The organism is Streptomyces sp. AJS327 (assembly GCF_013450295.1).
Taxonomy (GTDB): Bacteria; Actinomycetota; Actinomycetes; order Streptomycetales; family Streptomycetaceae; genus Streptomyces.
Map to the genome: position 1 here is coordinate 951377 of NZ_SKBR01000001.1, position 26917 is coordinate 978293.

General features: G+C 73.7%; 30 protein-coding genes, 1 tRNA gene and 1 other RNA gene. 16 read left to right on the forward strand and 16 right to left on the reverse strand.

The annotated features are described in order from the left end of the window. Positions 1–226 precede the first annotated feature (226 nt). A complete protein-coding gene (locus E0L36_RS03770) occupies positions 227–1102 on the forward strand; it encodes a glycosyltransferase family 2 protein (RefSeq protein WP_180927405.1) in 876 nt (291 codons plus the stop codon). Positions 1103–1565: 463 nt separating this feature from the next. Here the strand turns inward: E0L36_RS03770 and E0L36_RS03775 are convergent, their stop codons facing one another. Further along, positions 1566–2531 carry a peptidoglycan-binding protein gene (locus tag E0L36_RS03775; protein WP_258015887.1) on the reverse strand — a complete coding sequence of 322 codons (966 nt, stop codon included), beginning with the start codon at positions 2529–2531 and terminating at the stop codon, positions 1566–1568. Between the two features lie 103 nt (positions 2532–2634). Further along, positions 2635–3573 carry a peptidoglycan-binding protein gene (locus E0L36_RS03780; RefSeq protein WP_180927406.1) on the reverse strand — a complete coding sequence of 313 codons (939 nt, stop codon included), beginning with the start codon at positions 3571–3573 and terminating at the stop codon, positions 2635–2637. Between the two features lie 191 nt (positions 3574–3764). Between E0L36_RS03780 and E0L36_RS03785 the strand changes: the two genes are divergently transcribed. The 3 genes from E0L36_RS03785 to E0L36_RS03795 are packed head-to-tail and all read left to right on the forward strand — an operon-like array spanning position 3765 to position 6788. Next, entirely contained in the window at positions 3765–4982 is a 1218-nt protein-coding gene (locus tag E0L36_RS03785; RefSeq protein ID WP_180927407.1) for a sensor histidine kinase, read from the forward strand. Further along, positions 4972–6144, forward strand: a complete 1173-nt coding sequence (locus E0L36_RS03790) for a hypothetical protein (RefSeq protein WP_219636090.1) — start codon at positions 4972–4974, stop codon at positions 6142–6144. Before E0L36_RS03785 ends, E0L36_RS03790 begins: the two co-directional genes overlap by 11 nt. Beyond that, positions 6132–6788 carry a response regulator transcription factor gene (locus E0L36_RS03795; RefSeq protein ID WP_180927408.1) on the forward strand — a complete coding sequence of 219 codons (657 nt, stop codon included), beginning with the start codon at positions 6132–6134 and terminating at the stop codon, positions 6786–6788. Before E0L36_RS03790 ends, E0L36_RS03795 begins: the two co-directional genes overlap by 13 nt. A 93-nt stretch (positions 6789–6881) precedes the next feature. Here the strand turns inward: E0L36_RS03795 and selB are convergent, their stop codons facing one another. The 3 genes from selB to E0L36_RS03810 all read right to left on the reverse strand — a co-directional run bounded on the left by selB (position 6882) and on the right by E0L36_RS03810 (position 10095). Next, positions 6882–8678 (reverse strand): selenocysteine-specific translation elongation factor, encoded by a 1797-nt coding sequence (gene selB / locus E0L36_RS03800; protein ID WP_180927409.1) that lies wholly within the window; start codon positions 8676–8678, stop codon positions 6882–6884. Positions 8679–8680: 2 nt separating this feature from the next. After that, entirely contained in the window at positions 8681–9991 is a 1311-nt protein-coding gene (selA, locus tag E0L36_RS03805; protein ID WP_180927410.1) for an L-seryl-tRNA(Sec) selenium transferase, read from the reverse strand. Positions 9992–10001: 10 nt separating this feature from the next. After that, a tRNA-Sec gene (locus tag E0L36_RS03810) sits at positions 10002–10095 on the reverse strand. A 140-nt stretch (positions 10096–10235) separates the two neighbouring features. On the opposite strand from E0L36_RS03810, the gene selD reads away from it, so the two are divergent. The 7 genes from selD to E0L36_RS03845 all read left to right on the forward strand — a co-directional run bounded on the left by selD (position 10236) and on the right by E0L36_RS03845 (position 14876). Then, positions 10236–11261 carry a selenide, water dikinase SelD gene (gene selD, locus E0L36_RS03815; protein ID WP_180927411.1) on the forward strand — a complete coding sequence of 342 codons (1026 nt, stop codon included), beginning with the start codon at positions 10236–10238 and terminating at the stop codon, positions 11259–11261. 101 nt (positions 11262–11362) lie between these two features. Next, the gene (locus E0L36_RS03820) at positions 11363–12067 is read left to right on the forward strand and encodes a hypothetical protein (RefSeq protein ID WP_180927412.1); all 705 of its coding nucleotides are present in this window, start codon (positions 11363–11365) and stop codon (positions 12065–12067) included. Positions 12068–12071: 4 nt separating this feature from the next. Beyond that, a complete protein-coding gene (locus E0L36_RS03825) occupies positions 12072–12617 on the forward strand; it encodes a MauE/DoxX family redox-associated membrane protein (RefSeq protein ID WP_180927413.1) in 546 nt (181 codons plus the stop codon). Next, a complete protein-coding gene (locus E0L36_RS03830; protein WP_180927414.1) occupies positions 12614–13174 on the forward strand; it encodes a hypothetical protein in 561 nt (186 codons plus the stop codon). The genes E0L36_RS03825 and E0L36_RS03830 overlap by 4 nt, the downstream gene beginning before the upstream one ends. Beyond that, positions 13174–14115, forward strand: a complete 942-nt coding sequence (locus tag E0L36_RS03835; protein ID WP_180927415.1) for a peptidoglycan-binding protein — start codon at positions 13174–13176, stop codon at positions 14113–14115. The genes E0L36_RS03830 and E0L36_RS03835 overlap by 1 nt, the downstream gene beginning before the upstream one ends. Continuing rightward, positions 14115–14297 (forward strand): hypothetical protein, encoded by a 183-nt coding sequence (locus tag E0L36_RS03840; protein ID WP_180927416.1) that lies wholly within the window; start codon positions 14115–14117, stop codon positions 14295–14297. The genes E0L36_RS03835 and E0L36_RS03840 overlap by 1 nt, the downstream gene beginning before the upstream one ends. Positions 14298–14360: 63 nt before the next feature. Next, positions 14361–14876, forward strand: coding sequence for a hypothetical protein (locus E0L36_RS03845; protein ID WP_180927417.1), 516 nt, complete (start codon positions 14361–14363; stop codon positions 14874–14876). Between the two features lie 61 nt (positions 14877–14937). Here E0L36_RS03845 and E0L36_RS03850 read toward each other — a convergent pair whose 3' ends face one another. The 5 genes from E0L36_RS03850 to E0L36_RS03870 all read right to left on the reverse strand — a co-directional run bounded on the left by E0L36_RS03850 (position 14938) and on the right by E0L36_RS03870 (position 16997). Beyond that, positions 14938–15153, reverse strand: coding sequence for a DUF397 domain-containing protein (locus E0L36_RS03850; protein ID WP_180927418.1), 216 nt, complete (start codon positions 15151–15153; stop codon positions 14938–14940). Positions 15154–15341: 188 nt separating this feature from the next. Beyond that, positions 15342–15560, reverse strand: a complete 219-nt coding sequence (locus tag E0L36_RS03855) for a DUF397 domain-containing protein (protein ID WP_180927419.1) — start codon at positions 15558–15560, stop codon at positions 15342–15344. Then, complete coding sequence (locus tag E0L36_RS03860) at positions 15557–15772, reverse strand: DUF397 domain-containing protein (protein WP_180927420.1); 216 nt, start codon at positions 15770–15772, stop codon at positions 15557–15559. The genes E0L36_RS03855 and E0L36_RS03860 overlap by 4 nt, the downstream gene beginning before the upstream one ends. Before the next feature lie 194 nt (positions 15773–15966). Continuing rightward, positions 15967–16164 (reverse strand): DUF397 domain-containing protein, encoded by a 198-nt coding sequence (locus E0L36_RS03865; RefSeq protein ID WP_180927421.1) that lies wholly within the window; start codon positions 16162–16164, stop codon positions 15967–15969. Next, the gene (locus E0L36_RS03870) at positions 16161–16997 is read right to left on the reverse strand and encodes a helix-turn-helix transcriptional regulator (protein ID WP_258015888.1); all 837 of its coding nucleotides are present in this window, start codon (positions 16995–16997) and stop codon (positions 16161–16163) included. Before E0L36_RS03870 ends, E0L36_RS03865 begins: the two co-directional genes overlap by 4 nt. A 419-nt stretch (positions 16998–17416) precedes the next feature. Here E0L36_RS03870 and E0L36_RS03875 point away from each other — a divergent pair, with 419 nt between their 5' ends. From E0L36_RS03875 to E0L36_RS03890, 4 genes are all read left to right on the forward strand, one after another. Beyond that, the gene (locus E0L36_RS03875) at positions 17417–17659 is read left to right on the forward strand and encodes a hypothetical protein (RefSeq protein ID WP_180927423.1); all 243 of its coding nucleotides are present in this window, start codon (positions 17417–17419) and stop codon (positions 17657–17659) included. Further along, complete coding sequence (locus tag E0L36_RS03880; RefSeq protein ID WP_180927424.1) at positions 17640–18263, forward strand: hypothetical protein; 624 nt, start codon at positions 17640–17642, stop codon at positions 18261–18263. Before E0L36_RS03875 ends, E0L36_RS03880 begins: the two co-directional genes overlap by 20 nt. Before the next feature lie 142 nt (positions 18264–18405). Further along, positions 18406–18801 (forward strand): hypothetical protein, encoded by a 396-nt coding sequence (locus E0L36_RS03885; protein ID WP_180927425.1) that lies wholly within the window; start codon positions 18406–18408, stop codon positions 18799–18801. A gap of 75 nt (positions 18802–18876) precedes the next feature. Beyond that, positions 18877–19389, forward strand: coding sequence for an NUDIX hydrolase (locus tag E0L36_RS03890; RefSeq protein ID WP_180927426.1), 513 nt, complete (start codon positions 18877–18879; stop codon positions 19387–19389). 97 nt (positions 19390–19486) lie between these two features. Here the strand turns inward: E0L36_RS03890 and E0L36_RS03895 are convergent, their stop codons facing one another. Further along, positions 19487–20428: an alpha/beta fold hydrolase gene (locus tag E0L36_RS03895; RefSeq protein WP_180927427.1), complete on the reverse strand. Its 942-nt coding sequence runs from the start codon at positions 20426–20428 to the stop codon at positions 19487–19489. Positions 20429–20683: 255 nt separating this feature from the next. Here E0L36_RS03895 and E0L36_RS03900 point away from each other — a divergent pair, with 255 nt between their 5' ends. Continuing rightward, positions 20684–20914, forward strand: a complete 231-nt coding sequence (locus E0L36_RS03900) for a hypothetical protein (RefSeq protein WP_219636091.1) — start codon at positions 20684–20686, stop codon at positions 20912–20914. A gap of 216 nt (positions 20915–21130) precedes the next feature. Here E0L36_RS03900 and rnpB read toward each other — a convergent pair. The 5 genes from rnpB to E0L36_RS03925 all read right to left on the reverse strand — a co-directional run bounded on the left by rnpB (position 21131) and on the right by E0L36_RS03925 (position 26850). Next, positions 21131–21524: RNase P RNA component class A (gene rnpB / locus E0L36_RS03905), an RNA gene on the reverse strand. 187 nt (positions 21525–21711) lie between these two features. Then, complete coding sequence (locus E0L36_RS03910) at positions 21712–22965, reverse strand: NAD(P)/FAD-dependent oxidoreductase (protein WP_180927429.1); 1254 nt, start codon at positions 22963–22965, stop codon at positions 21712–21714. Then, entirely contained in the window at positions 22962–24584 is a 1623-nt protein-coding gene (locus E0L36_RS03915; protein ID WP_219636092.1) for an NAD(P)/FAD-dependent oxidoreductase, read from the reverse strand. The genes E0L36_RS03910 and E0L36_RS03915 overlap by 4 nt, the downstream gene beginning before the upstream one ends. Then, positions 24581–26014, reverse strand: a complete 1434-nt coding sequence (locus E0L36_RS03920; RefSeq protein WP_180927430.1) for an FGGY family carbohydrate kinase — start codon at positions 26012–26014, stop codon at positions 24581–24583. The genes E0L36_RS03915 and E0L36_RS03920 overlap by 4 nt, the downstream gene beginning before the upstream one ends. After that, positions 26011–26850: a DeoR/GlpR family DNA-binding transcription regulator gene (locus E0L36_RS03925; RefSeq protein ID WP_180927431.1), complete on the reverse strand. Its 840-nt coding sequence runs from the start codon at positions 26848–26850 to the stop codon at positions 26011–26013. The genes E0L36_RS03920 and E0L36_RS03925 overlap by 4 nt, the downstream gene beginning before the upstream one ends. Between the last annotated feature and the right edge of the window lie 67 nt (positions 26851–26917).

Consider the following 26917-nt stretch of genomic DNA (forward strand, 5'->3'; position numbering starts at 1 on the left):
GGGCAACGCCCGCCGGGGCCGCGGGAGTTCGCCGCGCGGGACCGGTGCGGGCTGGTACGGGACCGGGGCGGGCCGGTGCGCGCCGCCATGGGACGCGGGCCGCGTGGGGCGGGGGAGGCGACCGGGGGGAGGACCCCCGCCGTCCACCGGGTGAACGGCTACCATCGCGGGCACCGCCGACCATGATCGAGCGACCGTCGTGCCCGATCGACCGCAGGAGTCCGCCGTGTCCGAGCCCCGTCTGGGTGTCGCCGTACTGACCATGGGAAACCGGCCGCGTGAGGTGGCCGCTCTGCTGGACTCCGTCGCCGCCCAGGACGTGCGGCCGACCCGGGTCGTGGTGGTCGGCAACGGGACGCCGCTCCCGCCGATGCCCGACCACGTCACCCCGGTCGAGCTGGAGGAGAACCTGGGGGTCTCGGGCGGACGGAACGTCGCCATCCGGCGGTTGCGCGAGTTCGGCGACGTCGACGTGGTCGTCAACCTGGACGACGACGGTCTCCTTGTCGACAAGGACGTGCTGAGCCGGGTGCGGGCGCTGCACGCCGCCGACCCCGGCCTCGGGGTGGTCAGCTTCCGCATCGCCGACGAGACCGGTCTCACCCAGCGACGGCACGTCCCCCGGCTGCGCGCGGGCGACCCGATGCGCGGCGGGGAGGTCACCACCTTCCTCGGCGGCGGCCACACCCTCTCCGTCCGGATGCTGGAGCAGATCGGTGACTGGCCCGAGGAGTTCTTCTTCACCCACGAGGAGACCGACCTGGCCTGGCGCGCCCTCGACGCGGGCTGGACGGTGCGCTACGCGCCCGAGCTGCTGCTCCAGCACCCCCGGACCTCCCCGGCGCGGCACGCGGTCTACCACCGGATGACCGCGCGGAACCGGGTCTGGCTGGCCCGGCGCAACCTGCCGTTGCCGCTGGTCCCCGCCTACCTGGGCAGCTGGACGCTGCTCACCCTGGCCCGGACGCGCTCGCTCGGCGGACTCCGCGCCTGGGCGGGCGGGTTCGCCGAGGGCGTCCGCACCCCCTGCGGGCGGCGGCGGCCGATGCGCTGGCGCACCGTGTGGCGGATGACGCGGCTCGGCCGCCCGCCCGTCATCTGAGGCGCCGCCTGGGACGGTGCCGCCGCGCGCGGTCCCGGAGCCCAACCGCCCCTGAGGGGGCGGGAGTCGGTGGCGCGGACGGGGCGTTAAACCGGGTGCGGCGCCGGAGCGCGCGCCCTACCGTGGAACACGGCTCAGGTGCGAAGAGGACGGCTACTTCGACTCGTAATCGGGAGGTTGTGGGTTCGAGTCCCACCGGCGGCTCTCCTGCCGCCGTAGCTCAACGGATAGAGCACCAATGTTCCGTCCTCGCCCTGGATCTCTGAGCCACGTACGACGTGCGACGGCACGGCGGGTCTCACACCCGCCGTGCCGTCCCGCGTGGGCTCCCCGCCGCCCACCGGCCCCCGTCCGCCGGTGACCCGCCCGCCCCGCCAGACGTCCGGGCCGGGCGCACCGTGGGGGTACGGCACGCCCGGCCCGGGGTCTCAGCGGGAGTACGGCCGGTCTGGCCGACGCTGGCTCAGTCCATGGCCTTGGCCTGCTCGATCAGCTTCCGCGCGGTCCCCTCGACCTGGTCGTAGCGCTCCGGGAAGGCCGAGACCTGCACCCGCTGCGCCACCGTGCCCGCGCTGGCGTCCGGGTCGGCGGCCGCCTCCTCGATGGCGCGGGTGAAGAAGGAGTTGGAGGCGAAGGACACGTCCATGATCTGCTCCGGGGTGCCCCAGCCCTGCGAGGGCCGCTGCTGGAAGACGCCGAGCGAGTCGCGGTCGCCGCAGTCCAGGTTGTTCATGTTGGACTCGACCACGCCGGCCTCGAATCCGGCGAGCAGCACCCGGTCGTCGACGCCGAGGTCGGTGGCGACGCGGTAGACGACGCGGATCACCTCGGGGTCGGGGTCGGGGATGTAGCAGTCCCCGCCGCCGCCGTCGTCCCCGCCGCCCTCGGCGATCAGCTGCTGCCAGGTCTGGGGCCCGACGACCCCGTCGGTGGTCAGGCCCTGCTTGTCCTGGAAGGCGCGGGCGGCCTTGGCGGTGGCGGGGCCGAACTGGCCGTCCACGGAGAGTCCGGCGCCGTGTTTGTTCAGCGCCGTCTGGGCGGCCGAGACCGCGTGCCCCTTGTCGCCCTCCTTCACGGTGACGATCAGGCCGGGCCAGGTCTCGGAGCCGATGACGCCGTCGACGCCGTATCCCTTGGCCTGCTGGAAGGCGCGGACGGCGCCCTCGGTCGCGGGGCCGAACTGGCCGTCGGCGTCGATCCCGTGGCCGTGCGCCGCCAGCAGGTACTGGGCGCTGGTGATGTTGGCTCCGCTGCTGCCGTTGCTCAGGGCTGGCCAGTCGGCCGCGGCGGCTGGCTGGGCGAGCCCGAGGCCGACCGCGACGCTGGCCAGCGCCGCGGTCAGGGCGAGCACCAGACGGACGAGCGGGGCCCGGGACCTCGGTGACCTCGGTGCGGCGGTGTCCGCCGGTGGGGGTGCGCTGGTGTTCAAGACCTGCTCCTGTGACCGGGTGTGGGGGTGTGGGGGGTGGGCTGTGGGGGTCGGCCCGGGGGGTGTCTGGTCGGGACACCCCCCGGGCCGGGGAGGGCGCTGCCTACCCGATGCAGCCGCCGGTGGGAAGACCGCCCGGAGCGGGCGGGGCGGCGCCGTCGTAGACGGCCAGCATCAAGGGCTGCGGGCAGCGCTGGGCGCCTCCGGCGTTCACTTCCAGGTGGAGGTGGGGGCCGGTGGAGTTGCCGGTGCTTCCGGAGAGACCGAGCTGGGTTCCGGCTTCGACCTGGACGCCGGACCCGGCCTGGTGCTGGGAGAGGTGACAGTAGAGGTACGTGGCACCGTCGTCGCCGCGCAGCTGGTAGCCGTATCCGCAGCGGTCGTTGGAGACCCGCTCCGCCACTCCCGACGTCACCGCGAGCAGCGGGGTTCCGGTGCCCACCGGAAGGTCGAGCGCGGGATAGTCGTGGTGTGGGGCGCCGTAGGCGTCGCGGGACGCGGCACCGCGGGCGACGGGCAGCGAGTAGCCGCCACCCGAGCCGCCCTGACCGACGAGTTGCTGCCAGGTCTGGGGCCCGACGATGCCGTCGGCGGTCAGGCCCTGCTTGTCCTGGAAGGCGCGGGCGGCCTTGGCGGTGGCGGGGCCGAACTGGCCGTCCACGGAGAGTCCGGCGCCGTGTTTGTTCAGCGCCGTCTGGGCGGCGGAGACCGCGTGCCCCTTGTCGCCCTCCCGGACGGTGATGACCAGGCCGGGCCAGGTCTCGGAGCCGAGGATCCCGTCGACGCCGTATCCCTTGGCCTGCTGGAAGGCGCGGACGGCGCCCTCGGTCGCGGGGCCGAACTGGCCGTCGGCGTCGATCCCGTGGCCGTGCGCCGCCAGCAGGTACTGGGCGGAGCGGACGTCCGGGCCCGCCGCGCCCTTGCCGACGACGGGCCAGCCGGGCGCGGCGCTCGCCGGCTGGGCGAGGCCGAACGTGACCAGAACGGCCGCGCACAGGGCGGCGATCACGGCCCAGGGACGACCCCGTCTCATCGGTGTCATCTACTCAACTCCTGACGTCGCGGGACTGGGGGGCGCCGAACGTAGCAGCGGGTGGTTCCGGCCACATCGGGCGTTCGACCCATGGGGCGGCGACCGGGTCGATCCGCCCTGGTGGAACGGGGGTCGGGCTTCGGTATAGTCCGCCGTCACCAGCTTGGCGCCGGTGGCTCGGACTGGAGGACGGTGAGCCGATGCGCGCGGTGGATCCACCACGCGGTGTCGAACCGCTGCTCATCGCCTCCGCGCGCCGGTTCGCCGCTCCGGTGCGCGGCGCGGCGCTGGTCGTCATCAGCTCGTTCGCGCTGCTCTCGGTGCCGTCGTCGGCGCTGCCGCTCGGTCTCGGGCTGCTCGGCCTGATGCTCGCCGGGGCCGTGGTGGACTGGTGGTCGGGCCTGACGGGACGGGCCCCCGCGCTGGCCCTGTGCCTCGCCGTCGCACGGGTCGTGGCGGTCTGCGCGACTCAGCGGTGGACCGGCGGGCCGGAGAGCCCGTGGGCGCTCAACACCCTGACCACCACCGCGATCACGCTCCAGTGGGAGTGGCCGCCACGGGTCACCGTCCCGGTCACGGCGGCGCTGCTCGCGGTGGATCTGGTGGCGACGGGCGCCGACGGCGCCGAAGTGCTGGTGCCCCGGCTGCTGTTCGAGTGTCTGCTGGCCCGCCTCGGCTTCGTGCTGCTGCGCCGCTCCGGCCGCCGGACGGACGCGCTGCGCGAGCGGCGGTCGGAGCTGGCGCGCGCCGAGGCGCTGTCCCTGGCCCGGCACCGGCAGGAGCGGGAGTACCTGGCGCTGCTGCACGACACGGCGGCCGCCACCTTCCTGATGGTGGCGGTGCAGGGCGAGAGCGCGGACCCACGGCGGGTCGCCGCGTACGCCCGGCGGGATCTCACGGTGCTGACCGGGACCGCGGGCGGGGCGACGGCGCAGGACAGCCTGGTGGACCTGGCGGCCTCGCTGCGCGCGGTCGCCGCGGCCAGCCCCGTGCGCGTCGAGGTCCGTGAGCGGGACGGGGAGGGGGTCGGCGCCCCGGTGGACGGCCAGCCAGGTACCCCGGTGGACGGTCAGCCCGACGCCCCGGCGGACGAGTCGGGCGCGGAGGCGCGGGCCGGCTGTCTGCCCGCCTCGGTGGCGCTCGCCTTCGTACGTGCCGTCCGCGAGGCCCTGGTGAACGTCGAGCGGCACGCCGGGGTCGACACGGCCACCCTCACCGTGACGCTCGGGCGGGATCGGGCCACCGTCGAGGTGTCCGACCGGGGCGCGGGCTTCCGGCCGGACGAGGTGCCGCTGTCCCGGCGCGGGATCCGCGCCTCGGTGGTCGAGCGGCTGGACTCCGTCGGCGGCGCGGTGACCGTCAGCTCCCGCCCCGGCGAGGGGACCCGCGTACGGATGGAGTGGCCCGGTGACGAGTGACATACCGGCGCCGGAGGACGGCCAGGGCCGCGCGGCCGGGCCGGGCGGCGGGGAGCGGGCCGGAGTCTCCGGCGAGGCGGCCGCCGGTCAGGTGGACGCGACCCTGCGCGTCGTGCTGCTGTGCGTCACCGTCGTCCTCCAACTCGGCCTGTCCCTGGACCCGTTGCTCACCGAGGAGTACCGGTCACCGGCGCTCGCGGCGGGCGCCTTCGCGGCGCTGCTCTGTGTACCGGTGGTCTGCTCCTGGTGGGTCCTGCGCCGTCGGCCGCCGCCGCCCGCCGTCGTCACGGCCGGAACCGTCGTCGTCCTGGGCGCGGCGTGCTGCGCCACGGCCGCGATCGACCCCGCACGGCAGTTCCAGGCTCCGGACTGGTCGTTCGGCCTCGTCCAGTGGCACCTGCTGTTACTGCTCCTGGACCGCGTCCGGACCCTCGTCGTCGTCCTGACCGCCCATCTGGCGGCGAGCGTGGGGGCGTTCCTCACGCTGGGCGACCCGGACCGCTTCGCGATCGGGGCCGCCTGCACCGTCGCCTTCGGCACAGCCAGCGTCCAGGCGGCGGTGATCGTGATCAGCCGGTTGCTGCGGCACCGCAGCCGCGAGGCGCTCGCCGCCGCCGAGGAACACGACCGGCTTGCCCTGCGGGTGCTCACCGCGCGGCACCTGGAGCAACGCCAACGCACCCTGTTCGCGGGCCGGTTGGGCGCCACCCTGCCACTGCTCGCGGGGCTCGCGGACGGCGCCCTGGACCCGCGTGACGAGGACACCAGGCGCCGCTGCGCGCTCGCCGCGACCCAGCTGCGGCGGCTGTTCGCGGAGAACGACGAGACCGCCGACCCGCTGGTGCACGAGCTGTCCGCCTGCGTCGACGTGGCCGAACGTCGCGGTGTGGACGTGTCGTTCGCGGTCAGCGGGGAGCCGGTGGCCGTGCCCCCGCGGGTGCGCCGCCAACTGACCGGCCCGGTGGCCGCGGCGTTGTCGGCCGCGCGCGGCCGTGCCAGGGTGAGCGTGCTGAGCACCGGTGAGGACGTGCGGATCGCGGTGTTGACGGACGCGGGCACCGGCCCCCGCCCCGGGGTGGTCACCACGGCCGGGGGACCGGTCGAGGTCGCGTCGGACCACTACGGGGACTTCCTTCGCCTGGAGGTGCGATGGAGCGGATGACGCCGGTGAGCGCGGTCATCGTCGACGACCACCCCGCGATCCGCGCCGGGGTCGCCCAGTGGCTGGGCGCCGGTACACCGCCGATCCGGGTCGCCGCCTCCGGCGACGACCTCTCGGCCGCCTGGACCGGCGAGGGCGCCATCGCGGACGTGGTGATCCTCGACCTGCACCTGGGCGGCCCGGTACCGGCCATGGGCGAGCTGCGCAGGCTGGCCCAGGCGGGTCGGCGCGTGGTCGTGTACTCGATGCGCGCCGACGACGCGACGGCCCTCCAGTGCCTGGAGCTGGGCGCGTTGAGCTACCTGACGAAGGCGGAGGGCGCCGACCACCTGCTGGAGGCCACCCTCACCGCGGCGGAGGGACGCGGGTACACGCCGCCCGCGCTGGCCGGGGCGCTCGCCGGGGACCGGTCCGCCAGCCGTCCGGCGCTGTCGGCCCGGGAGACCGAGGTGCTGATCGAGTGGTTCCAGTCCGAGTCCAAGGCGTTCGTCGCCCGGCGGCTCGGCATCTCGCCGCACACCGTCAACACCCACCTTGAGCACATCCGCGTCAAGTACGCGATGAGCGGCCGCCAGGCGCCGACCAAGGCCGCGCTCCTGGCGCGGGCGATCGAGGACGGACTGGTCCAGCTCGACGACCTCTGACGCGTCCCCCTGACCACCGGCCACCGGCAGGGGCGCTCGGGGCCCGGGCTCCGGACGGGCGCGGGAGGGCGGCGGCACCGGCCGCTCCGCCGGTCAGCCGTCCCCGAGCGTACGGCGGCCGGTGACGGCGTCCCGGCGCGTCACCCCGGTCCGGTCGAGGTGCTCCAGCAGCGGGATGGCCACCCGGCGGCTGGTGTCCAGCGCCCGGCAGCAGTCCCCCACGGTGAACGGCCCCCGGAGCGCCCGGAGTTGGTCCGCAGCCCGGTCCGCCGCGTCGGGCGGCAGGTGGACGTCGCCGAAGCGGGAGACCCGGCCCTCCCGGACCAGCGCGGCCAACTCCCGCCGGGTCAGGCCCAGTTCCCGCAGCCGCTCCCCAGTCGGCGCCCGGAAGGGGGCGGCCCGGAAGTCGGCGTCCAGTTCCCGGGCCGCGTCCCGCAGGGGCTCCGGCAGCGGCGCCGGGACGTCCCGCCGGTACACCCTGCCGTCGCGCACCAGCAGCCGCTCCGCCGCCAGCGCCTCGACCAGCTCCGCCCCCGGGAGGCCGAGCGCCCGCCGCGCCTCGGTCACCGGGAGACCGGGATCGAGGGGCCGCGACCGCTGGCGCGCGGTCACCGCCTCCTCCAGCTCGGCCCCCAGCCTGGCCGCGTACGCGGGGTCCAGCAGCCATTCCCCGGCACGCACCACGTCCCCGGCGGTGGGACCGTCCGCCGTCTCCGGCGGGTGGGCCGCGGGCATTCGGACGCCCATCGCCCGCAGCTCGTCCCGGTGCCCCAGCCCCAACCGGCGGAGCTGGACGGCCAGTTCGGTGCCGCCGTCCAGGGCCGCCAGCCTCCGGGCCCGGTCCGCCGCCGCCCCCCGGCGGGTCAGCTCCGGCGGCGCCACGTCCAGCACCAGCGCCCCGGTCAGCCGCCGGGACCCGGGGTCGCGGAGCAGCAGCCGGTCGCCGAGGTGCAGGTACAGCGGTGTCCGCAACCGGATCCGCGCGGCCCCCGGCCCCAGGGGGCGCACCCGCGCGCTGGTCATCGCCGTACCGCAGTGGACCAGCGGTTCGGCGGGGAGCGTCACCCCGTCCTCGTTGAGCCGCACGTCCACCGTGTCGGTACGCCACCAGCGCCCCGGGGCGACCAGGGCCTGCCCCCGCCGCACCACCGCCCGGGGCGTACGGCGCAGGTTGACCGCGACCCGGGCGGGCGCGGCCACCGTCTCCGCCTCGGCGCCCAGGCACCGCAGGCCGCGGACGGTCACCGGCCGTCCCCCGGGGGCGAGTTCGAGGTCGTCCCCGACGCTGATCCGGCCCCCGGTCAGGGTGCCGGTGACCACCGTGCCCGCCCCCTCGACCGTGAACGCCCGGTCCAGCCACAGCCGTACCGGAGCGTCCACGTCGGCCGGCGGAGCGGCGGCGGCGAGCGTCCCCAACGCGCCCCGCAGGGCGTCGAGTCCGGCGCCGGTACGGGCGCTGACCGCCACCGCGTCCACGGCCCCGAGACCGCTGCCCGCGAGGCGTTCACGGGACTGCGCCAGCGCGGCGGACGGGTCGGCGAGGTCGGCGCGGGTCACCACCAGCAGCCCGGTGCCGACACCGAACGCGTCGACGGCGTCGAGGTGTTCCTGGGATTGCGGTTTCCAGCCCTCGTCCGCCGCCACCACGAACAGCACGGCCGGAGCGCTGCCGACACCGGCGAGGGTGTTGGCGAGGTAGCGCTGGTGGCCCGGTACGTCGACGAAGGCCAGCGGCCGTCCGTCGGGCGTGGCGCTCCACACGAAGCCCAGGTCGAGGGTGAGGCCGCGCCGCCGCTCCTCGCTGAGCCGGTCGGGGTCGCTGCCGGTGAGGGCCCGCAGCAGGGTGGACTTGCCGTGGTCGACATGGCCTGCCGTGGCGAGGACGAACACGGTCAGGCGCCCGCGCCGTGCCGCCCGGTAGCGGCGGCCAGCACCGCCGTGGCCAGCGCGTCGTCGTCCTCCGGGGCGACCGTCCGCAGGTCGAGCAGGAGTCCGCCCGCGTGCCGCCGACCCACCACCGCCGGGCGCCCGGCCCGCAGCGTCGGGGCCAGCGCCAGCGGAAGCCGGACCGCCGCGCTGGGCAGGACGGTGTCCGGGGCGCCCCCGCCGCCCACCCGCGCCTCGGTCACCGTGGCGGTCGCGTCCACGCCCTTGTCCCGCAGCGTGCCCGCCAGGGCCTCGGCTCGGGCCAGCAGCCCGTCGGCGGGGGCGGTGAGCGCCCGGGCGACGGGGGGCTCCGGTCCCCGCAGGGTGGCCTCCAGCGCGGCCAGCGCGAGCTTGTCCACCCGCAGCGCCCGCGCCAGGGGGTGACGGCGCAACCGGCCGACCAGGTCCTCGGTGCCCAGGATCAGCCCGGCCTGTGGACCGCCCAGCAGTTTGTCGGCGCTGGCCGTGACGAGGCCCGCTCCGGCGCGGAGCGCGGAGGTCGCGTCCGGCTCGTTCGGCAGCGCCGGGTGGGGGCCGAGCAGCCCGGAGCCGATGTCGAACACCACGGGCACGCCCAGGGTGGCCAGTTCGCGGACGCCGACCGAGGAGACGAAGCCGGTTGTCGCGAAGTTGGAGGGGTGCACCTTCAGGACGAGGCCGGTGCGCGGGCCGGTCGCGGCGGCGTAGTCGGCGAGGTGGGTCCGGTTGGTGGTCCCCACCTCCCGCAGCCGGGCGCCGGTGCTCTCCAGCAGCTCCGGAATCCGGAACCCGTCCCCGATCTCCACCAGTTCGCCCCGGCTGATGACGATCTCCCGGTCCCTGGCCAGCGCGGTCGCGGCGAGTACCAGGGCCGCCGCGTTGTTGTTGGTGAGGTGCGCCGCCTCGGCCGCCGGAACCGCCTCCGCGAGGGCCGCCGTGGCGCCCGCCCCGCGTGGGCCCCGGCGCCCGGTCGCGAGGTCGAACTCGACGTCCGCGCATCCCGCGGCGGTCAGCAGCGCCTCCCGCGCGGCGGCGGAGAGCGGTGCCCGTCCGAGGTTCGTGTGGACGAGGACACCGGTGGCGTTGAGTACCGGCAGCAGCCGGGTGGCGGTGGGCGGCAGCAGCGACAGGGCGGTGGCGGCGGCCAGTTCGGCGTCCAGCGTTCCCCGGCGGACCAGCTCCAGGGCGGCCGCGACGGCCTCGCGCACCAGGGTCCGGCCCAACCGCTCGCTCGCGGCCACGAGTTCGGGTTCCGCGAGCACGGTGTCGGTGCGGGGTACGCGTCGTCTGTCGTCCATCGGCTCTCCCGCGGAGGCGTACGGGAATCGAACCCGCCTGGCCGGGGTTCCCGGCCACATCGGTGTTGAAGACCGTGAGGGCCACCAGGCGCCTGCCCGCCTCCGCCGGGGAGTATAGGCTCCGCCGCGCCGTGGCCCCGAGCCGCCCGGGAGAGCCGTGCGGGAGGCGGACGGCGGGAGGCGGGCGCTACCGGCGGGGTTCGCCCCTCCCGCTCCGGCCACCGGAGGGGTAGCTTCACCGCGCATGGACGAACCCCGCGCCGACGACCTCCCCCGCCTCACCCAGCTGGCACATGGCGGGGGTTGTGCCTGCAAGATCCCGCCGGGCGAGCTGGACGCCCTGGTGGCCGGGGTGTCCGGAGCGCACGGCACCCCCGTGGACCCGGCCCTGGAGCTGCTGGTCGGCCTCGACGGCGGTGGGGACGACGCGGCGGTGGCACGGCTCGACGCTGAACGCGCCATCGTCACCACGGCGGACTTCTTCACCCCCGTGGTCGACGACCCGTACGACTGGGGCCGGATCGCGGCGGCCAACGCGCTCTCCGACGTGTACGCGATGGGCGGTGTCCCGGTCACCGCCGTCAACCTGCTCGGCTGGCCCCGCGAGAGGCTGGGGCTGGAGCTGGCGGCCAGGGTGCTCAGCGGGGGCCGGGACGTCGCGCACGCCGCCGGTTGTCATGTGGGCGGAGGGCACAGCGTCGACGACCCGGAGCCGAAGTACGGCATGTCCGTGGTCGGCGTCGTCCACCCGGACCGGATGCTGCGGATGGACGCCGCGACCCCCGGTCTGCCGCTGACCCTGACGAAACCGCTGGGCACCGGCGTGCTCAACTCCCGCCACAAGGCGACCGGCACGGTGTTCCCGGAGGCGGTGGAGACCATGGCGACGCTCAACCGGGACGCCTCCCGGGCCGCCGTGGAGTCCGGCATCAGGTCCGGTACCGATGTGACGGGCTTCGGGCTGCTGGGCCACCTGTACAAACTCGCGCGCGCGGCGAACGTGACCGCCGTCATCCATTCCTCGGCGGTCCCCTTTCTCCCGGATGCCCGGAAAGCGGTCGCGGACGGTTTCGTCAGCGGGGGAACCCGGCGCAACCTGGAATGGATCACTCCGTTCACCGACTTCGGCTCCGTTTCCCACGAGGACCGTCTGCTGCTGGCCGACGCGCAGACCTCCGGCGGACTGCTGCTCGCGGGCGAACTGCCGGGCCACCCGGTCATCGGCGAGATCCGCCCGCCCGGCCCCCTCCCGCTCGTCGTACGGGACTGACGGCGGGCGCGCGGCTTCCGGAAGTTCTTGACTGTCCATTGACAGTCAGCCGCGGGTCTCATTAGCGTTCCGCGTCATCCGTCCGGAACCGGGAGGGCACCATGGCCTTAGCCGCCACCGTCGACCTCCGTGCCCTCGACGGCACGGCATACCGCCTCGGAAGCGAACTCGACCTGGAGCGGCCGTTCACCTCGGCCGCCGAGGTGACCGTCAACGGCAAACTGGTGGCGTTCACCGCCGGGTTGGCCACCCTGGGCGACGACGTCGCCGCCTCGCTCGGGATCACCACCTTCGACTCGGAACTGTCCTTCCGGGGCGGAACGCTCCGCACGGCGGTGAAACCCGAGTACGACGCCCAGTCCAAGATCGTGGAAAGACCCATGCTCGTCGTCTGGCAGGGCAGACGCTTCTCGCTGGTGACCCGGGTCTACGGGATGGAGGTCCGGGACGTCCTCGGCATGCTGCGCACGCTGCACCTCGCCGAACACGACGAGGGCATCACCCTGAACCCCGAGTCCGCCGCGGGCAGCCGCTTCACCCGCCCGGCCAACGTCATCAAGGAGGTCCCGGGGCTCGGAGTCGTCGAGATGTCCCGGGTGACCGCCGACGACACGGCCCAACTGCCGCCCTGGAAGGGCGTCTCGGTCAGGTCCGGCGAGCTGTACCGGGACACCCTGTCCGACGGCAAGCCCTTCTTCGTCCTGTCCAACCCCACGGTCTGGGCGACGGTCGTCCCGCTCGCGGACACCGACGTCGAGCGCGTACCCGACCGGGTCGGGCGGCTGACCCTGCGCATCGCGGACTGACCGGATGTCGACGTTCTTCGGCCCCGTGGCGACCGGCGTCGTGCTGTTCAGCCTGCTCGTCGGCTGCGGCTCGCACATCGCCGGTCCCGGCGTGCTGAGGGACGCGCTGCGGCGGCACCGGACCCTGCCCCGCCGCCTCATCCCCTGGGCGGCCGCGGCCCTGCCAGCGGTGGAGGGGCTGCTCGGGGTGGCGGGCGTCGTCGCGCTGGTCAGCGGCGGCCGGACCGCGCTGGTCCTCGTACTTGCCGCGAGCGCGGCCCTGTTCGGCGGCTACGCCGGGTACCTCCGCCACGTCCTGGCCAGCGGCCGCGGCGGCCCCTGCGGCTGCCACCGGACGGACATCCCGCTCAGCGGCTGGGCGGCTGGCCGCGCGCTCACCTACGCGCTGCTCGCCGTGGCGGGCGCCCTGCTGGCCGGGTCGGCCCGCCCGCCGTTCGGTGACCCGGCCGAACTGGCCACGGTGACGCTGGCGACCCTCACGTTCACCGGGCTGCTGTGGTTCCTGCCGCTCGCCCTGCACAACCCGGCCGAAGGAGACGCCGCACCGTGAACTTCGTGACCAGCGCCCTCCTCGCCTCCTGGGTCGCGATCGCCCTGCTGGCGTTCGTGGTCGCCGGGCTCGTCCGTCAGGTGCACCAGCTGACCAGGACCGGGATCGGGACCGGTACCCGGGGCGCGTCCCCGCGACGCGCGGGCATCGAGCCCGGCCAGCCCGCTCCCGCGATCGGCGAACTCCTGGGCCGGGACGGCGAGATCGCCGACGACCCCCCGGACGGCGACGTCCTCCTCCTCTTCCTCAGCGACACCTGCCAGACCTGCGAGGACGTCCTGTCGGCGGCCAGCGACCGGCTCAGGGGCGAGGGCGGCGACCGGCTTCCCGCGATACGGGCCGTCTACGCCGAACCCACGGTCGCCGTCACCGACGCCCGGGTGCCGATCCTCACCGGACGGCTGGACCTCTTCGACGTATACGACGCCATCGCCACCCCGTACGCCGTGCTCGTCGACGCCACCGGACGCGTCGCCCGTTCCGAACCCCTCGGTTCCGCCTCGGCGTTGCTGGGGCTGCTGGATTCCGCCCGTCCTGATCAGGTCAGGAGTTCCTGATGCCCACACTCGACGACGTCCCGATGCTGCGACGGCCGGGTGCCGCCCCGGCCACCTCCGCCACCGCCTCCCGCCCCCGGGGGACGCGCCGGCCACGCGTCCCGGCGGGCTTCGCGATGCCCCGGCGCCGGTTCGTCCAGGCCACGACCGCGGTCGGATTCGCCGCCCTGGGCGTCTTCTCGGTGACCCGCGAGGCGTACGCCGACGGGTACGACATCTGGACCGGCGACTGCCCCTCCTACGCCTCCGACCACGACTGCTCCCCGGGCTGCGGCCCGAGCACCGTCTTCGCGGACGCCTGCGAGGTGTCCGGTGAACACGTCGGCTTCCACAAGAACGACGGCGTGACCTGGATACTCCGCCCCAACCAGTGCTACTCGGGAACGTACGACGGCTGGCTGTGGCGGTACAGCGACCCCTGCGGCAACTGCGGCTGCGGAATCGAGCGCCGCTGCCACGACGGGTACCGCCAGACGGAGTCGGGATGGGTGAAGTCCATCTGCCGCTACACCACCGACTGCGGCTGCCCCGGCGCCATCAACTGGCCGACGGTGGGCGACGGTTCGAAGGGCCCGGACGTCTACGCGGTACAGCACCTCGTCACCCACGGCGGCTTCACCACCGAGGCCGACGGCATCTTCGGCCCGGACACCGAGACCCAGGTCAAGGCGTTCCAGGCCGCCGAGAGCCTGGAACAGACCGGCAAGGTCGACGCCAAGACCTGGCCCAAGCTCGTGGTGACCACCAGGAGCGGCGACGACAACCACGCGGTGCGCGGCGTCCAGCGGCTGCTCAAGAAACACGGCTACGACGTCGCCGTCGACGGGGTCTTCGGCCCGGCCACCAAGGACGGCGTCACCAAGTTCCAGACCCTGCGTGAACTTGAGGTCGACGGCATCGTCGGACCGGAGACCTGGCGCATGATGACGGGCTTCGTCTGATGGCACCCGGCTCCGGGCACACCGGCGCCACCGCCGGGGCCTGGCGCGGACGGCTGACCGACCCGGCGGCGCCGACCGCCGTCCTGGTCCTCGCCGTCCTGCTGGCCGCGTTCCACTCACCGACCCTGACCTGGGCGGTGACCGGCGGCCTAGCGGGCTTCTCGCTGTCCGGCTCCGTTTGAACCCGGAACAGCGCCTACGCGCTGGCCACGCCAGGTTGGCGGGCACCGAATCGACAGGCCACCGTGCTGGCCGCGCTCACCGTGGGGCTGCTCCTCGGCGCGCTGCTGTCGGCCATGGTCCTGTGGCTGTTCTCCGGGCTGCTGTCACCGGTCCCACCGGAGTGGCGACACGCGGCGATCGTCGCGGCGGCCGTCCTCGCGCTGCTGCGCGACGCGGGCGTCCTCCGGTTCCCGATGCCGCAGAACGCCCGGCAGATCCCGCAGGACGTCCTCCAACGTGACCTCATGCGCGGCACCTTGCAGTTCGGCTTCGAGCTGGGCACCGGGGTGCGCACCTACGTCTCGGCCAGCGCGCCCTACGTGATCGCCCTCGGCGTGCTGCTCACCGGCGGCCCGGTGGCCACACCAATCGCCGTCGGCCTGGGCTTCGCGCTGGGCCGCGCGCTGTCCCCGGTGACGCGCCTGGCCTCCGGCGACGTCCAGGACTGGGACGCACGCCTGGCCCACCGCCTGACCCCCATGAAGGTGACCATCTGCGCCGCCATGGTCGTGGCCCTCACGGTGTCCCACGCTCAGTGAGCCCTGCGCGGGTGGTCGGCCCCGTCCATCCGGGCCGCCCGCTCACCGGCGGGCGGCGCTCTCAGACGCCGAACTCGCCGCCCTTGATGGCGCTGACGAACGTTGACCAGCCGGCCGTGGGGACGCTCAGCTCCGGGCTGTGCGGGTCCTTGCTGTCGCGGACCGGGACGACGCCGGGGATGTTGGTGGCGACCTCGACGCAGGCACCGCCGTTGCTGCTGTAGGAGGACGTGCGCCAAGTACGCGGTGTGGAGGCGGTGTTGGTGTGATCCGTCATGTCGTCTGTGCTCCTTCGCTGTGGCCCTCGGGGGGCGACTTTGGGGTGTGGGTGCCGTCTTTGGCTGGGAAGGTGGTGCCCCTGACATGACGGTGCTCTCGGTGCCGTGTGGTCATGCACGGCACCGAGAGCGTTTGCCGTTTTCGCGCCAGTGGTGGCGGTTGACGTTGAGCGTCTTCGGTGGCGGTTCAGTTGTCGAACTCGCCGCCCTTGATGGCGGTGACGAACGTTGACCAGCCCGTGGTGGGGATGACGAGTGCGGGGCCGCTCGGGGTCTTGCTGTCGCGGACGGGGATGCCTCGCGGGTGGCCGTCGATGATCTCGACGCAGCTCCCGCTGTTCGTGTTGCTGTGTGAGGACTTGCGCCAACCGTGCAGTGTGGAGGCGTTGTTGATGTGGTCAGTCATGTCGTCCGTGTTCCTTCCTTGATGGAGGCCAGGAACGATGACCAACTGGTCTGGGGGACGCTCAGCTCCGGGCTGTGCGGGTCCTTGCTGTCGCGGACCGGGACGACGCCGGGGACGTTGGCGGCGACCTCGACGCAGTCACCGCCGTTGCTGCTGTAGGAGGACGTGCGCCAAGTACGCGGTGTGGAGGCGTTGTTGGTGTGTTCCGTCATGTCGTCTGTGTTCCTTCGCTGTGGCCCTTGGAGGGGGCGACTCCGGGATATGGGCGTCGTCTTTGGCTGGGAAGGCGGTGCCCCTGACATGACGGTGCTCTCGGTGCCGTGTGGTCATGCACGGCACCGAGAGCGTTCGCCGTTTTCGCGCCAGTGGGTGGCGGCGGTCGGCGTCGGGCGTCTTCGGTGGAGGTTCAGTTGCCGAACTCGCCGCCCTTGATGGCGGTGACGAACGATGACCACCCGGGCGTGGGGACGCTCAGCTCCGGGCTGTGCGGGTCCTTGCTGTCGCGGACCGGGACGACGCCGGGGACGTTGGCGGCGACCTCGACGCAGTTACCGCCGTTGCTGCTGTAGGAGGACTTGAACCAGCGGGGGGAATCGGGAGTCACGGAATGCCCTTTCGTACCTGCTCAATCATGGCCACGGACGCCGCCTGAGATAGCACCTCAGCCTGCAACTGATGGTATGCCATCAACATCGGTAGCACGGCCGAGCTTTCACGCTCCAGATGTCCCCGTGCCTGTGACTCGGCGTAGGCGGCTACGGACCGGTCGGGCAGGGTGAGGAGGTTGATCGGGAGGTTGAACGAGCGACGTGCCCCCATGTCGAAGGGTGACACCTGGAGCACCCAGTTGGGGAGGGAGGCGACGTCGATCAGTCGCTGGAGCTGGTCTCGCATGACCTCGGCGCCGCCGACCTCCTGACGGAGACAGCTCTCGTCCATCACCACCATCACCATGGGGGGCTTGGGCCGCGCCAGCGCGTCCTGCCGCTCCGCGAGGAACGCGACGCGCTCCTCGGCCTGTTCGGGGGTGATGGCCCCACGCTGCACGTCGCCGTCGGCCACGGTCCGGGCGTACGCGGATGTCTGCAACAGGCCAGGGATGAGCCCGACCTCGAACATTCGGATCTCTACGGCCCGACCCTCGTACCCGATGTATTCCGGGAAGCCTTCCAGCAGACTTCCGTGCTTGATCTCGCGGTACTCGCGCTCGAACGAGTCCGCTGTGCCCTCCAGGTCGAATACGCGATCCAGGCTACGCGAAAACCGGAGAGTCGGAGGCTTGCGACCATTTTCAACGGCTGAGATATGGACGCTGGAGTATTCCGAATGCTCGGCCAGCTCCTCCTGAGTCCAGCCGCGTGCCTCTCGCAGGCTGCGTAAACGTGCTCCGTATGCCGCTTCAGGGGAGGCGTCCGGGTTCAACTCGTTTCGGTTCAACGCGCGTTCACCTTCCTTCCGTTCGCAAGTGACAGGTTGAACGCCCTCTGGCAGTAGGCCACTCTGCTGCTGCTCGGTAGTGCTTCCACTACGGAGAGGAGCGGCCATGCCCGTCAGTCTGACACCACCCGTACAACTCGGCGTCCCCCGAACGTGTGTTGTGTGCCGTGCCGCATCAGCGGCAACTCACGGTCATGCGTGCCAGCCACTCCTGGGCCGCCGAACTGGGCACCGTGCCATTCCAGAACCCATACCTGCCTGAGTCGACCTCCGGTCGACACGGGCGGCGACGGAAGCGCGTGGAGGCTCCCGCTGCGGATGGGTGCGCCGCTGGCTGGAGCGGCCGTGAAATCCCGCTGTGGAGGCGAGAGTCGTCTTCTTGTGCATTCGTGATTCACCAGACACAGGGGAGAGATGAAGTGACCGACGTCCAAGGCGGTTTGAAGAAAAGGCCCCTCGCTGAGGCGGAGGAAGCGCGGGAGGAATTACGCGAGGCGTTGGCCGGGGTGGGGGTGCGGTTGCCGACTCTGGGGCTGGATCCGATCACCTGTACCGGCGCGGGCCTGCGTCCGCTGGTTGATCTGGGTCGGTGCGGTCTGGCGACGGCGCGGGAGTTGGCGGCCGTGTTGCGGAAGTGCGCGGATGAGGGGTCGGAGTGGTGAGGGTGTACCGGGTGGTGGCCCGGATCTGGGCGGCGGGCTGGTTGCTGTGCTGGGGGCGACGGTGAACGGCTGGGCGCAGGCGGTCGGTTACGTGGTCGCGGCCGGTGCGGTGGTGGCGGTCTACCTGTGGTGTGCCCTGTCGTCTCGTGCCCCGGAGGCGGCGGTTGAGGGGGAGCCGGAGCCGCCGGACGAGTTCCTGCCACGCGGGTTCGGAGCGTGGTCCACGGGACGCTGTGGCCTGTACTGCGGACGGGAGGACGTGCGGGTGACGCCGTTCCGGACGGTGGCGATGCCGTGGGGTCGGCTGGCGCTGTTCGGCTGTGTCCCGTGTCTGCGTCAGCTGACCACCCTGGAGCGGGCGCGCAACCGGGAGTTGACCGCTCCCTTGCGCACGCCGATCGGTGCCGGACTCCCGTCGCCGGTCTCACCACCGGAGTTGACGCCCACCCCCGGCGATCCTCCGGAGCCGGACCGCACGACAGCTGAACTACCGCCGCGCAACGTTGACGTGAGCCGTCCGTCGGCGCACGGGGCGCGCGTCTCGCGTCCCTCGTCGAACTCGCCGCTGTGGTACCCGAGGAGCAGCCATGACCGGTCTCTGTGACCGCCGTTGCGTGACGGGCTGCGATCACCCCACCACCGTCGTCCGCGAGGGCAAGACCCACTGCGGCACCTGCGGCCGACAGCTCTACCTCTGACTTCCCCTGAACGATGACTTCCCCGACCGAACGGCGACCGAACGGCGATTGACCGTGCCTCCCACGCCAACTCCCGCCTCGCGGCAGACGGTTCTGGACCCTTCCCCCGCGTCGGGCCCCGGCCCACCGCCCCCATCAGGTGGCGAACACACCCCGCCCTGCCTCGGCGCCCTGAGCGAGCCGCCCTGCCCCGGCCCCCTCGCCGAGCCGCCCGGCTCCGGCGTCCTGGGCGACCCGGACGGCTACCGGTGCCCGCCCGAGCTGGACCGGCCGATCCTGGCGGTGGCGCTGACCTGCGTGACCGCCCTGCTCACCCTCGCGGTGGCCCTCGCCGCCTGCCGACCCGCCGCGCCACCAGAAGGCCCACCCGGCCCATCCGGCCCACCACCCGGCGGGCACATACCCACCCACTGCCCGACCGCAGGCCAAGCCCAACGCCCCTGACACACACGCGAGCCCAACACCCCTGACACACAGGTCAGTTCAATCCACGACAGACGAAGGACGAGATCGAGGACCATGCACACCGAGTACGACTTCAGCCACCCGCCCGGACGGCGCCTGGGAGCCCTCGCGCTGATCACCAACCCCGAGGGTCACATCCTGCTCGTGGAGAAGATCTACCGGAAGGAGAAGGGCGACCCCCACCCCTGGGGCCTGCCCGGCGGCTGCGCGCAGCCCGACGAGGACCTGCACGACGCCTTCCGCCGTGAGCTGCTGGAGGAGACCGGTCAGCGCGTCGAACCCGGTGACCTGCTCACCGTCCACCACATGTCCGCCAACCCACCCCACCGCGAAGGGCTCAACTTTGTCTTCAACGGTGGCGTACTGCACCCCACCACCCCCATCGTCCTGCCCCAACACGAGCTGAGCGACCACCGGTTCGTCCCCCTGGACGAACTGCCGTACTACCTCGCGCCCCACCAGCTCAACCGTGTCCGTACCGCCGTCCGCAACGCCCTCAACGGCCACCGCGCCGCCTACATCACCGGCCACTCCCACCCCAACACCCCCCGCACAGATGACTGTTGACGGCAGTGAAGCGGGCGCCACCGGAGGTGGGCCCGCCGGTGGTGGGCCCACCGTCGCTGGGGAGGTGGTCCCGTGGGTGCTGGCGGGGCCACCCTGCTCAGCTGACGGTCGGGGCTGGTGTCGACTCCAGGTGTTCCACGAGGAGTTCGGCCAGGCGGGGCGCGAACTCGGGCGTGAACATGTGGCCGAGTTCGGGGATCTCGACCAACCGGGCGTCCGGGATCGCGGCGGCGAGGGCCCGGCCGTGCTCGGGCGGCAGCACGACGTCCTGACCGCCGTGGATCACCAGGGTGGGAACGCGTACGGCGGCGAGCCGTTCGGTGCGCGGTGGGGCGGCGTCGACGGCGGGTCCCTGGTGCGCGCCGGGGGTCGGGTTGCCGGGCAGGCTCAGCGTCCGCTCGACGAGGCCGCGCCAGTGGCCCTCGTCGAAGGGCGTCTCCGGGCCCACGCAGACCCGCCAGGCGTCCAGGAAGCTCTCCACCACCTCCGCGTGGACGGTCGGTGGGGAGGCCGCCAGTGACTCGACCAGTGACCGCCACTCCGGTCCCGGCAGGGGCAGTCCGCTCTCCGGGGGCAGGCTCGGTGTCACGTTGTAGTCCGGTGAGGTCGCCATCAGTACCAGCCCGCTGACCCGTTCGGGATGGTCGAGCGCGAGGAGCTGCGCGACGGCGCCGCCGGTGGAGATCCCGTAGACAACGGGGGCGCCGAGGCGCAGGCCCTCCACGACCTCGGCCGCGTCCGAGGCCAGGTCGTCCAACGCGTAGCTCTCCGCCGGGTGGTGGACGGGCGAGGAGTACCCGGCCCCCCGGTGGTCGTAGCGGACGACGCGGTGTCCGGCGTCGGCTATCGCCCGGCAGAGGGGGCTGGGGAAGGCGAAGCAGGGCGCGTTACCGCCCATGATCATCAGCAGTGTCCGGGGTGTGGAGGCGGACGGGGTGGCCGGTTCGAAGGTTTCCGTGTGCAGCAGGTGCCCGGCACGGGTGGTGACGAACTCCGTGTGGTCCGGGGCGGATTCGGGGCCGGGGCTCTCGGTACGCATCGCCGGAGATGGAACCGCACCGTGACGAACGGGGCAACGGCTTTTCCAGCGCCGTGAGTTGGGCGATCCCGGCGGTTCCGGGCGGGTTTCGGGGCCGGTGCCCGGGGTGGGACCGGGGTGCCGGGGCGCGGTGCCGGTGGGGCCCGTGCGGCCACCGCCGGTTTAAGGGGGCGCGCCCGGGCCCGCCGGTTGGCATGCTGGCCGGGCCAACTCGCGGGGAGTGGAGTGACGGCTGTGCACACAGACGAATACACCGTGGAATCAGGCACGTTCCGCCGGTACGAGCAGCAGACGTACCGGTACGGCGGCGCCGGGCCGGTACGCGGCCCCGGTGGACGCCCTCCGTACGACGGGCGGTCCGGACCGCCCTGGATCGACGAACTCCGGTACGACAGCGCGGAGTTCCCTCTCGACCGGACGGGAGGTGCGCTGTTCGTGGAGCTCTTCGGTGAACCCCGGGCGGATCCCCACCGGTTCTGTGGCTGACGGCTCGTCGGTCACCGGCCGGTGAACGCCGGGCGGCCCACCCCGGGTCGCCGGGCGGTCCGCCGCACGTGGGCCATCCCAGACGCGGGGCGGCCAACGGCCGTACGGGGGACGGGAGATGGGGAAGCGAGATGGGGAGTCGGGGGAGGGACGGGGCGAGACGAGGGAGAGGGGAGGGCTCGGGGAGCGGCCCGGTGGGGGCGGGGTGGGAAGCGGCAGACGAGTCGAGCTGTACGCCGGATTCTGTCGCCGGACGACCTCGCGGTCGGCCGGGAGACGGCCATCCATCTAGGGCCGACGTTGCCGCCGGCCTCCTGCGGTCTACCCGCGGACTCGGGCGGGCAGCCCTCGATCGTCCGCGCAGGGCCACGAGTGGCCCCTCTTGACCTTGCTCCGGGTGGGGTTTACCGAGCTGCCCAGGTCGCCCTGGGCACTGGTGGTCTCTTACACCGCCGTTTCACCCTTACCGGGGACGAGGCCCCCGGCGGTCTGTTTTCTGTGGCACTTTCCCGCGGGTCACCCCGGGTGGCCGTTAGCCACCACCCTGCCCTGTGGAGTCCGGACGTTCCTCGGCAGGACCAGGTCCTGACGCGGCCGTCCACTCGGCTCGTCTGCCGCGTCGACCATGGTAGACGACCCGGTCAGCGCGTTCATCCGCCCGGGGCGCAGGTGATCACCGGGCCGCCCCGGCCGCCGTCGCCCTGCCTGCCGTCGCCCTGCCCGCCGGAGCCCGGACGTCCCGGACGTTCCCGGTCGCCCCGGGAGGTCCGGTCGCCCGGGACGGCGGGAGCGACCGGTCAGCGGATGGACACCCGGACCTCGCCGCCGTCCGGCCGCGCCGCGTTGAGCAGGTCGCCCGGGACGCGGAAGACCCGGCCGGGCACCGCGGGCCACGCCAGCCGCCGCTGGGCGACGACCCGCCCACCCTGGCTGATCACCACCCGGGGGGCCGGAACGTAGCGGTCCACCCAGGCCAGCAGCCGGTTGCGGGCCGGGGTGCGGTCCCCGACCCGGCGCACCATCGGGGAGATCCAGCGCAGCGGGGCGTCGGCCACGATCCGTACCCGCCGTTCACCGGGAACGCGCCCGGCGAGGTGGTCGAGCACGGTGGTCGCCACCTGCCGTCCGTCGAGCGCCGCGATGTCGGCGGTGTCGACGGGGTGCAGCAGGTTGCCCGCGGCGAAGACGCCGGGGCGGTCGGTGCGCAGTTCGGCGTCGACGACCGGTCCCAGCGTGCCGGGGTCCAGCTCCAGCCCGGCCGAGCGGACCAGCTCGTTGTCGGGGATCCAGTCGCCGGTGAGCACCACGGTGTCGCACTCGACGATCTCCCGCGCGCCGGTGTCCAGGTCCTCGACCTCCACGGCCTCGACGTACGGGCTGCCGAGCACGCGGCGTACCCGGGTGCGGGTGCGCACCGGCACCCGCAGCAGGTGCCTGCCCGGCTGGGAGAAGAGCGAGTACGCCTCGGGGCGCGGGTGTTCGCTGGTCATCAGGACCGTCCGGCAGCCCGCGTGGCGCAGGGTCAGCACCGCCGACCAGCTGACCAGCTCGCTGCCGACGATCACCGCCCGGCGGCCGACCTCGCGCTGCCGCAGGTGGACGAGGTTCTGGAGGAAGCCGGTGGTGTAGACCCCGGCGGCCCGGTGGCCGGGGATCAGCCGGGCGGTGCGCGGGCGCTCCCGGGCGCCGGTGGCGAGCACCACCGCCGGAGCGGACACCTCCAGCAGGCCGTCCGGTGTGGTCACCTCCAGGCCGCCGCCGGGCGACCAGCCGGTGACCATCGCGCCGGTGCGGAGTACCGCGCCGGACTCCTCGGCGTCCCGCACCATCCGCTCCGCGTAGGCCGGTCCGCTCAGGACGCGGTGGCGGTCGCGGATTCCGAAGCCGGTGTGCGCGCAGTGCCGGGGGATGCCGCCCGCCCGCCGCTCGCGGTCGAGGACGAGGACCTCGCCGGGCACCCGGGGCGCCAGCTCCTGAGCGGCGCGCAGCCCCGCGGGCCCGGCTCCGACGATGACGACCTCGGGTTCGAGCCGGGTACGTGCCGTGCTCATCGCGTGCCCTCCCTGCCGGTGGTGCCGGTGGTGTCGGTGGTTCTGCCGCCCGGGCGCGTCCGCGGTGGCTGCGGTGTCTGTGCTGGCCGCGCAGACGGGGGCTCCCCGGCCTCGCGGCACGGTGTCCCGGCCTCGTGGCACGCGCACCCCCCGGAGCCGGACGCGGCGGCGGAGCCGGTGGCCGTGGGGTGGGGCGTCGGCGGCTCGGTCTCCGGCCCGGCCTCGCGGAGCGCGTCCTCCAGCATTCCCGTCACCTCCGCGCCGCAGTAGAAGCCCTGGCAGCGGCCGTTCATCGCGCGGGTGCGGCGGCGCAGCCCGCCGAGGTCGCGCGCCGGGATGGTGCTTCGCAGCGCGTCGCGGATCTCGCCCCGGGTCACGCGCTCGCAGAAGCAGGTCACGGCGCCGTACTCCGGGTCCCGCGCGATGCGTTCGGCGTCCTGGTACGGGCGGAGCGCCGCCTCCCCGATGTTCGGCATCACCGGCGGCTCGGGCAGCTCGGGGCGTTCGGTGAGCGGCAGCCCGGCCTCGCCGAGCAGCCCCACGAGGTACTCGGCGACCGCCATCGCGGAGGTCAGTCCGGTGGAGCGGATGCCGCCCGCGACCGCGTACCGTCGCTCCGCGCTGACCTCGACGGTGTAGTCGGGGACGTCGCTGGCGGCGCGGAGTCCGGCGTAGGCGGCGGTGACCTCCTCGCGCAGCAGCTCGGGCATGATGCGCTCGCCCTTCTCCAGCAGGAAGGCGTAGCCCTCCTCGGTGGTGGAGCTGTCCGTGCGGTCGGTCAGGTCCTCGGCGGTGGGGCCGAGCATGACGTTGCCGTAGATGGTCGGGCTGATCAGCACGCCCTTGCCGAGCTTGGACGGCACGGGCAGCACGATCCGGTCGGCCAGCGGCCGCGCCTGCTTGTCGTAGACCAGCAGTTCGCCGCGCCGGGGGTTCAGGTGGAAGCGGTCGAAGCCGAAGCGGGCGTCGAGCGCGTCGCTGCCGAGCCCGGCGGCGTTGACCACCCAGCGGGCGCGGACCTCGCCCGCGCCGGTGTGCAGCACGGTGTGCCCGTCGCCGGGGCTGACCGACTCGACCCGGTGGGAACGGAGCAGCCGGGTACCGCGGTTGACCGCGTCGGTGGCCAGCGCCAGGCTCGTCGTCCAGGTGCAGATGATCGACTCGTCGGGCACCGTGAGCCCGCCGAGCACGCCGGGGCCGAGCGCGGGCACCATGCGGTAGACCTCGTCGGCGTCGATCAGCTCGGTCTCCCGGTAGCCGTTCCGCTCCGCCTTCTCGCGCAGCCCGGGCAGCGCGGCCAGCTGCTCCTCGTCCCAGGCGACGAGGACGGCGCCGGTCGGCTCGTAGGGGATGCCGGTGCGCTGGGCGTACTCCCGCAGCAGCCGGTAGCCCTCGCGGACCAGCCGGGACTCCAGGGTGCCGGGGGTGGCGTCGAAGCCGGTGTGCAGGATCGCGGTGTTGGCCTTGCTGGTGCCGTCGCCGACGTCGCGGCGGGCGTCGAGCAGCGCCACGTCCAGCTGGTAGCCGGAGAGCGCCCGGGCGATGGCCGAGCCGACGACCCCGGCGCCGATGACCGCCACGTCGAAGGGGTCGCTCCCGGAGCGGGGCGGGTTGTTCATGGGGTCTCCCTGTCGATCGAGGCGTGCTGGAGCGCGCGGCGCCAGCGCGCGCGGAACGCGCCCGCCGCGTCGGCGCTGAGGCGCGGGGTGTAGCGGGTGCTCGGCTCCCAGTCGACGACGGCGTCGGCGAGGGGCAGCTCCGGCCGGAGCGCCGCCCGGGCGAAGCCCGCCGCGCCCAGCGCGGTGGCGTGCGCCGAGGGGTAGACCTCGACCGGCGTCTGGAGCAGGTCGGCGACCGCCTGCATCAGCACCCGGCTGCGGGTCAGGCCGCCGTCCACCCGGAGCCGCCGAGCGGGCTGGCCCACGTCCCGGGCCGCGCAGTCCGCGAGTTCGGCGACCTGCGCGGCGATCCCGTCGAGGACGGCGCGGACCACGTGTGCCGAGGTGGTGGAGAGCGTCATGCCGGTGAGCGAGGCGCGGGCCTCCGGCTCCCACCAGGGGGCGGACAGCCCGGCGAGCGCCGGTACGCACAGCACCCCCTCGGGGTCGTCCGCGGCGAGCTGGTCGAGTTCGCTGGCGTGGCGCAGCAGCCCGAGGTCCTGGAGCCAGCGGATCGCGGAGGCCGCGGTCGGCACCTGGCCGTCGACGCAGTACGTGTGCTCCCCGCGCACCCGCCAGGCGACCGAGGCCGCCAGCCCCGCGCCGGAGCGGACGGGCGTGGTGCCGCGGTTCGCGAGGAGGAAGGCGCCGGTTCCGAAGGTGCACTTGGCCTCGCCGGGCTCCAGGCAGCGCTGGGCCAGCAGCGCCGCCTGCTGGTCGACGACCAGGCCGCCGACCGGGGTGGGCGCGCCGAAGGCGGTGGTCTCGCCGACGATCTCGTCGCAGGCGGCGATGTGCGGCAGCGGCTCCTCGGCGAGGCCGAACAGCTCCAGCAGCGTGGGGTCCCAGGCGCCGGTGTCCAGGCTGGTGAGCAGGGAGCGGGAGGCGGTCGCGGCGTCGGTGACGAACTGGCCGGTGAGGTGGTGCAGCAGCCAGGTGTCCGTGGTGGTCACCACACCCTCGCGGGTGAGGTGGTCGCGGATCCAGCGGAGCTTCGGCGCGGAGAAGTACGGGTCGAGCACCAGCCCCGTCCGCTCGCTGACCAGCTCGGCGGAGGAGCCGAGCGCGGCGCAGATCCCGGCGGCCCGCCGGTCCTGCCACACGACGGCCTGGCTCAGCGGGCGGCCGGTGCGCGGGTCCCAGGCGAGCACCGTCTCGCCCTGGTTGGCCAGCGAGACGCAGTCGATGGGCAGCCCGGCCCCGGCCACGGCCGCGCGCCCGGACTCCAGCACCGACTCCAGCAGCGCCTCCGGGTCCTGCTCGACGCCGCCGCCGGGGAGGTAGCGCGGCCGCACCGGGAGTTCGGTGACGGCGCGTACGGATCCGGCCGGGTCCACGACCATCGCCTTGGTGCCGGAGGTGCCCTGGTCGATCGCGAGAACGGTGGTCATGTCCTGCCTTCCTCGGTGCCGTTGCCGGACTCCCGCCCCTCCGGGCGGCCCGCGCCGTCGCCGCCGGACGGCTGGCCGGGGTGGATGACCCGGCCCCCGGCGGCGGTGATGGCGCGCTCCAGCTCCTCCGGCGGGCGCTGGTCGGTGATCAGCCCGCCGATCCCGTCCAGCGGCGCCACCCGGTACGGGGCGATGCGCTGGAGTTTGGTGGTGTCGGCGAGGGCGTAGTGGGTGGCGGAGTTCCGGATGATGGTGCGCCGCACATGGCACTCGTCGAGGTAGAAGTCGGTCAGCCCGGCCTCGGCGTGGACGCCGCCGGAGCCGAGGAAGGCCACGTCGGCGTAGACGTCCTCGAAGAAGTGCTGGGTGGCGGGGCCGGACAGGGCGAGGTCGCCGCGGCGCATCCGGCCCGAGCTGAGGTGGACCTCGACGCCGGTGGCCTCCGCCAGCTCGTTCGCGACCAGCACCGAGCAGGTCAGCACGACGCCGGAGAAGCCGTTCGCCAGGGCCCGGGCGACGTGGGTCGCGGTGGTCCCCACGTCGATGACGACGGTCTGCCCGGGGCGGACGAGTTCGGCGGCCAGGTTCCCGATGACCGACTTCGCCTCTCCCGCCGAGCCGTACCGCTCGACGAACGAGGGCTCGTTGCTGAGGTGGTCGGTGCGGGTGGCGCCGCCACGGACCCGCACCAGCAGGCCCTTGCCCTCCAGCTCGGCGAAGTCTCTGCGGATGGTCTCGGCGGAGACCCCGAGGGAGTCCGCCAGCTCGACGGTCGACACCACGCGGCCCCCTTGGACCGCCTGCGAGATACGGGTGTGCCGCTCGGCTGCGAGCATGGTGAGGCCATTTCTGTGGAAACTTGTGGTTTGTTGTTGGGAATTATGGTCGGGGTTGTCGACCGGA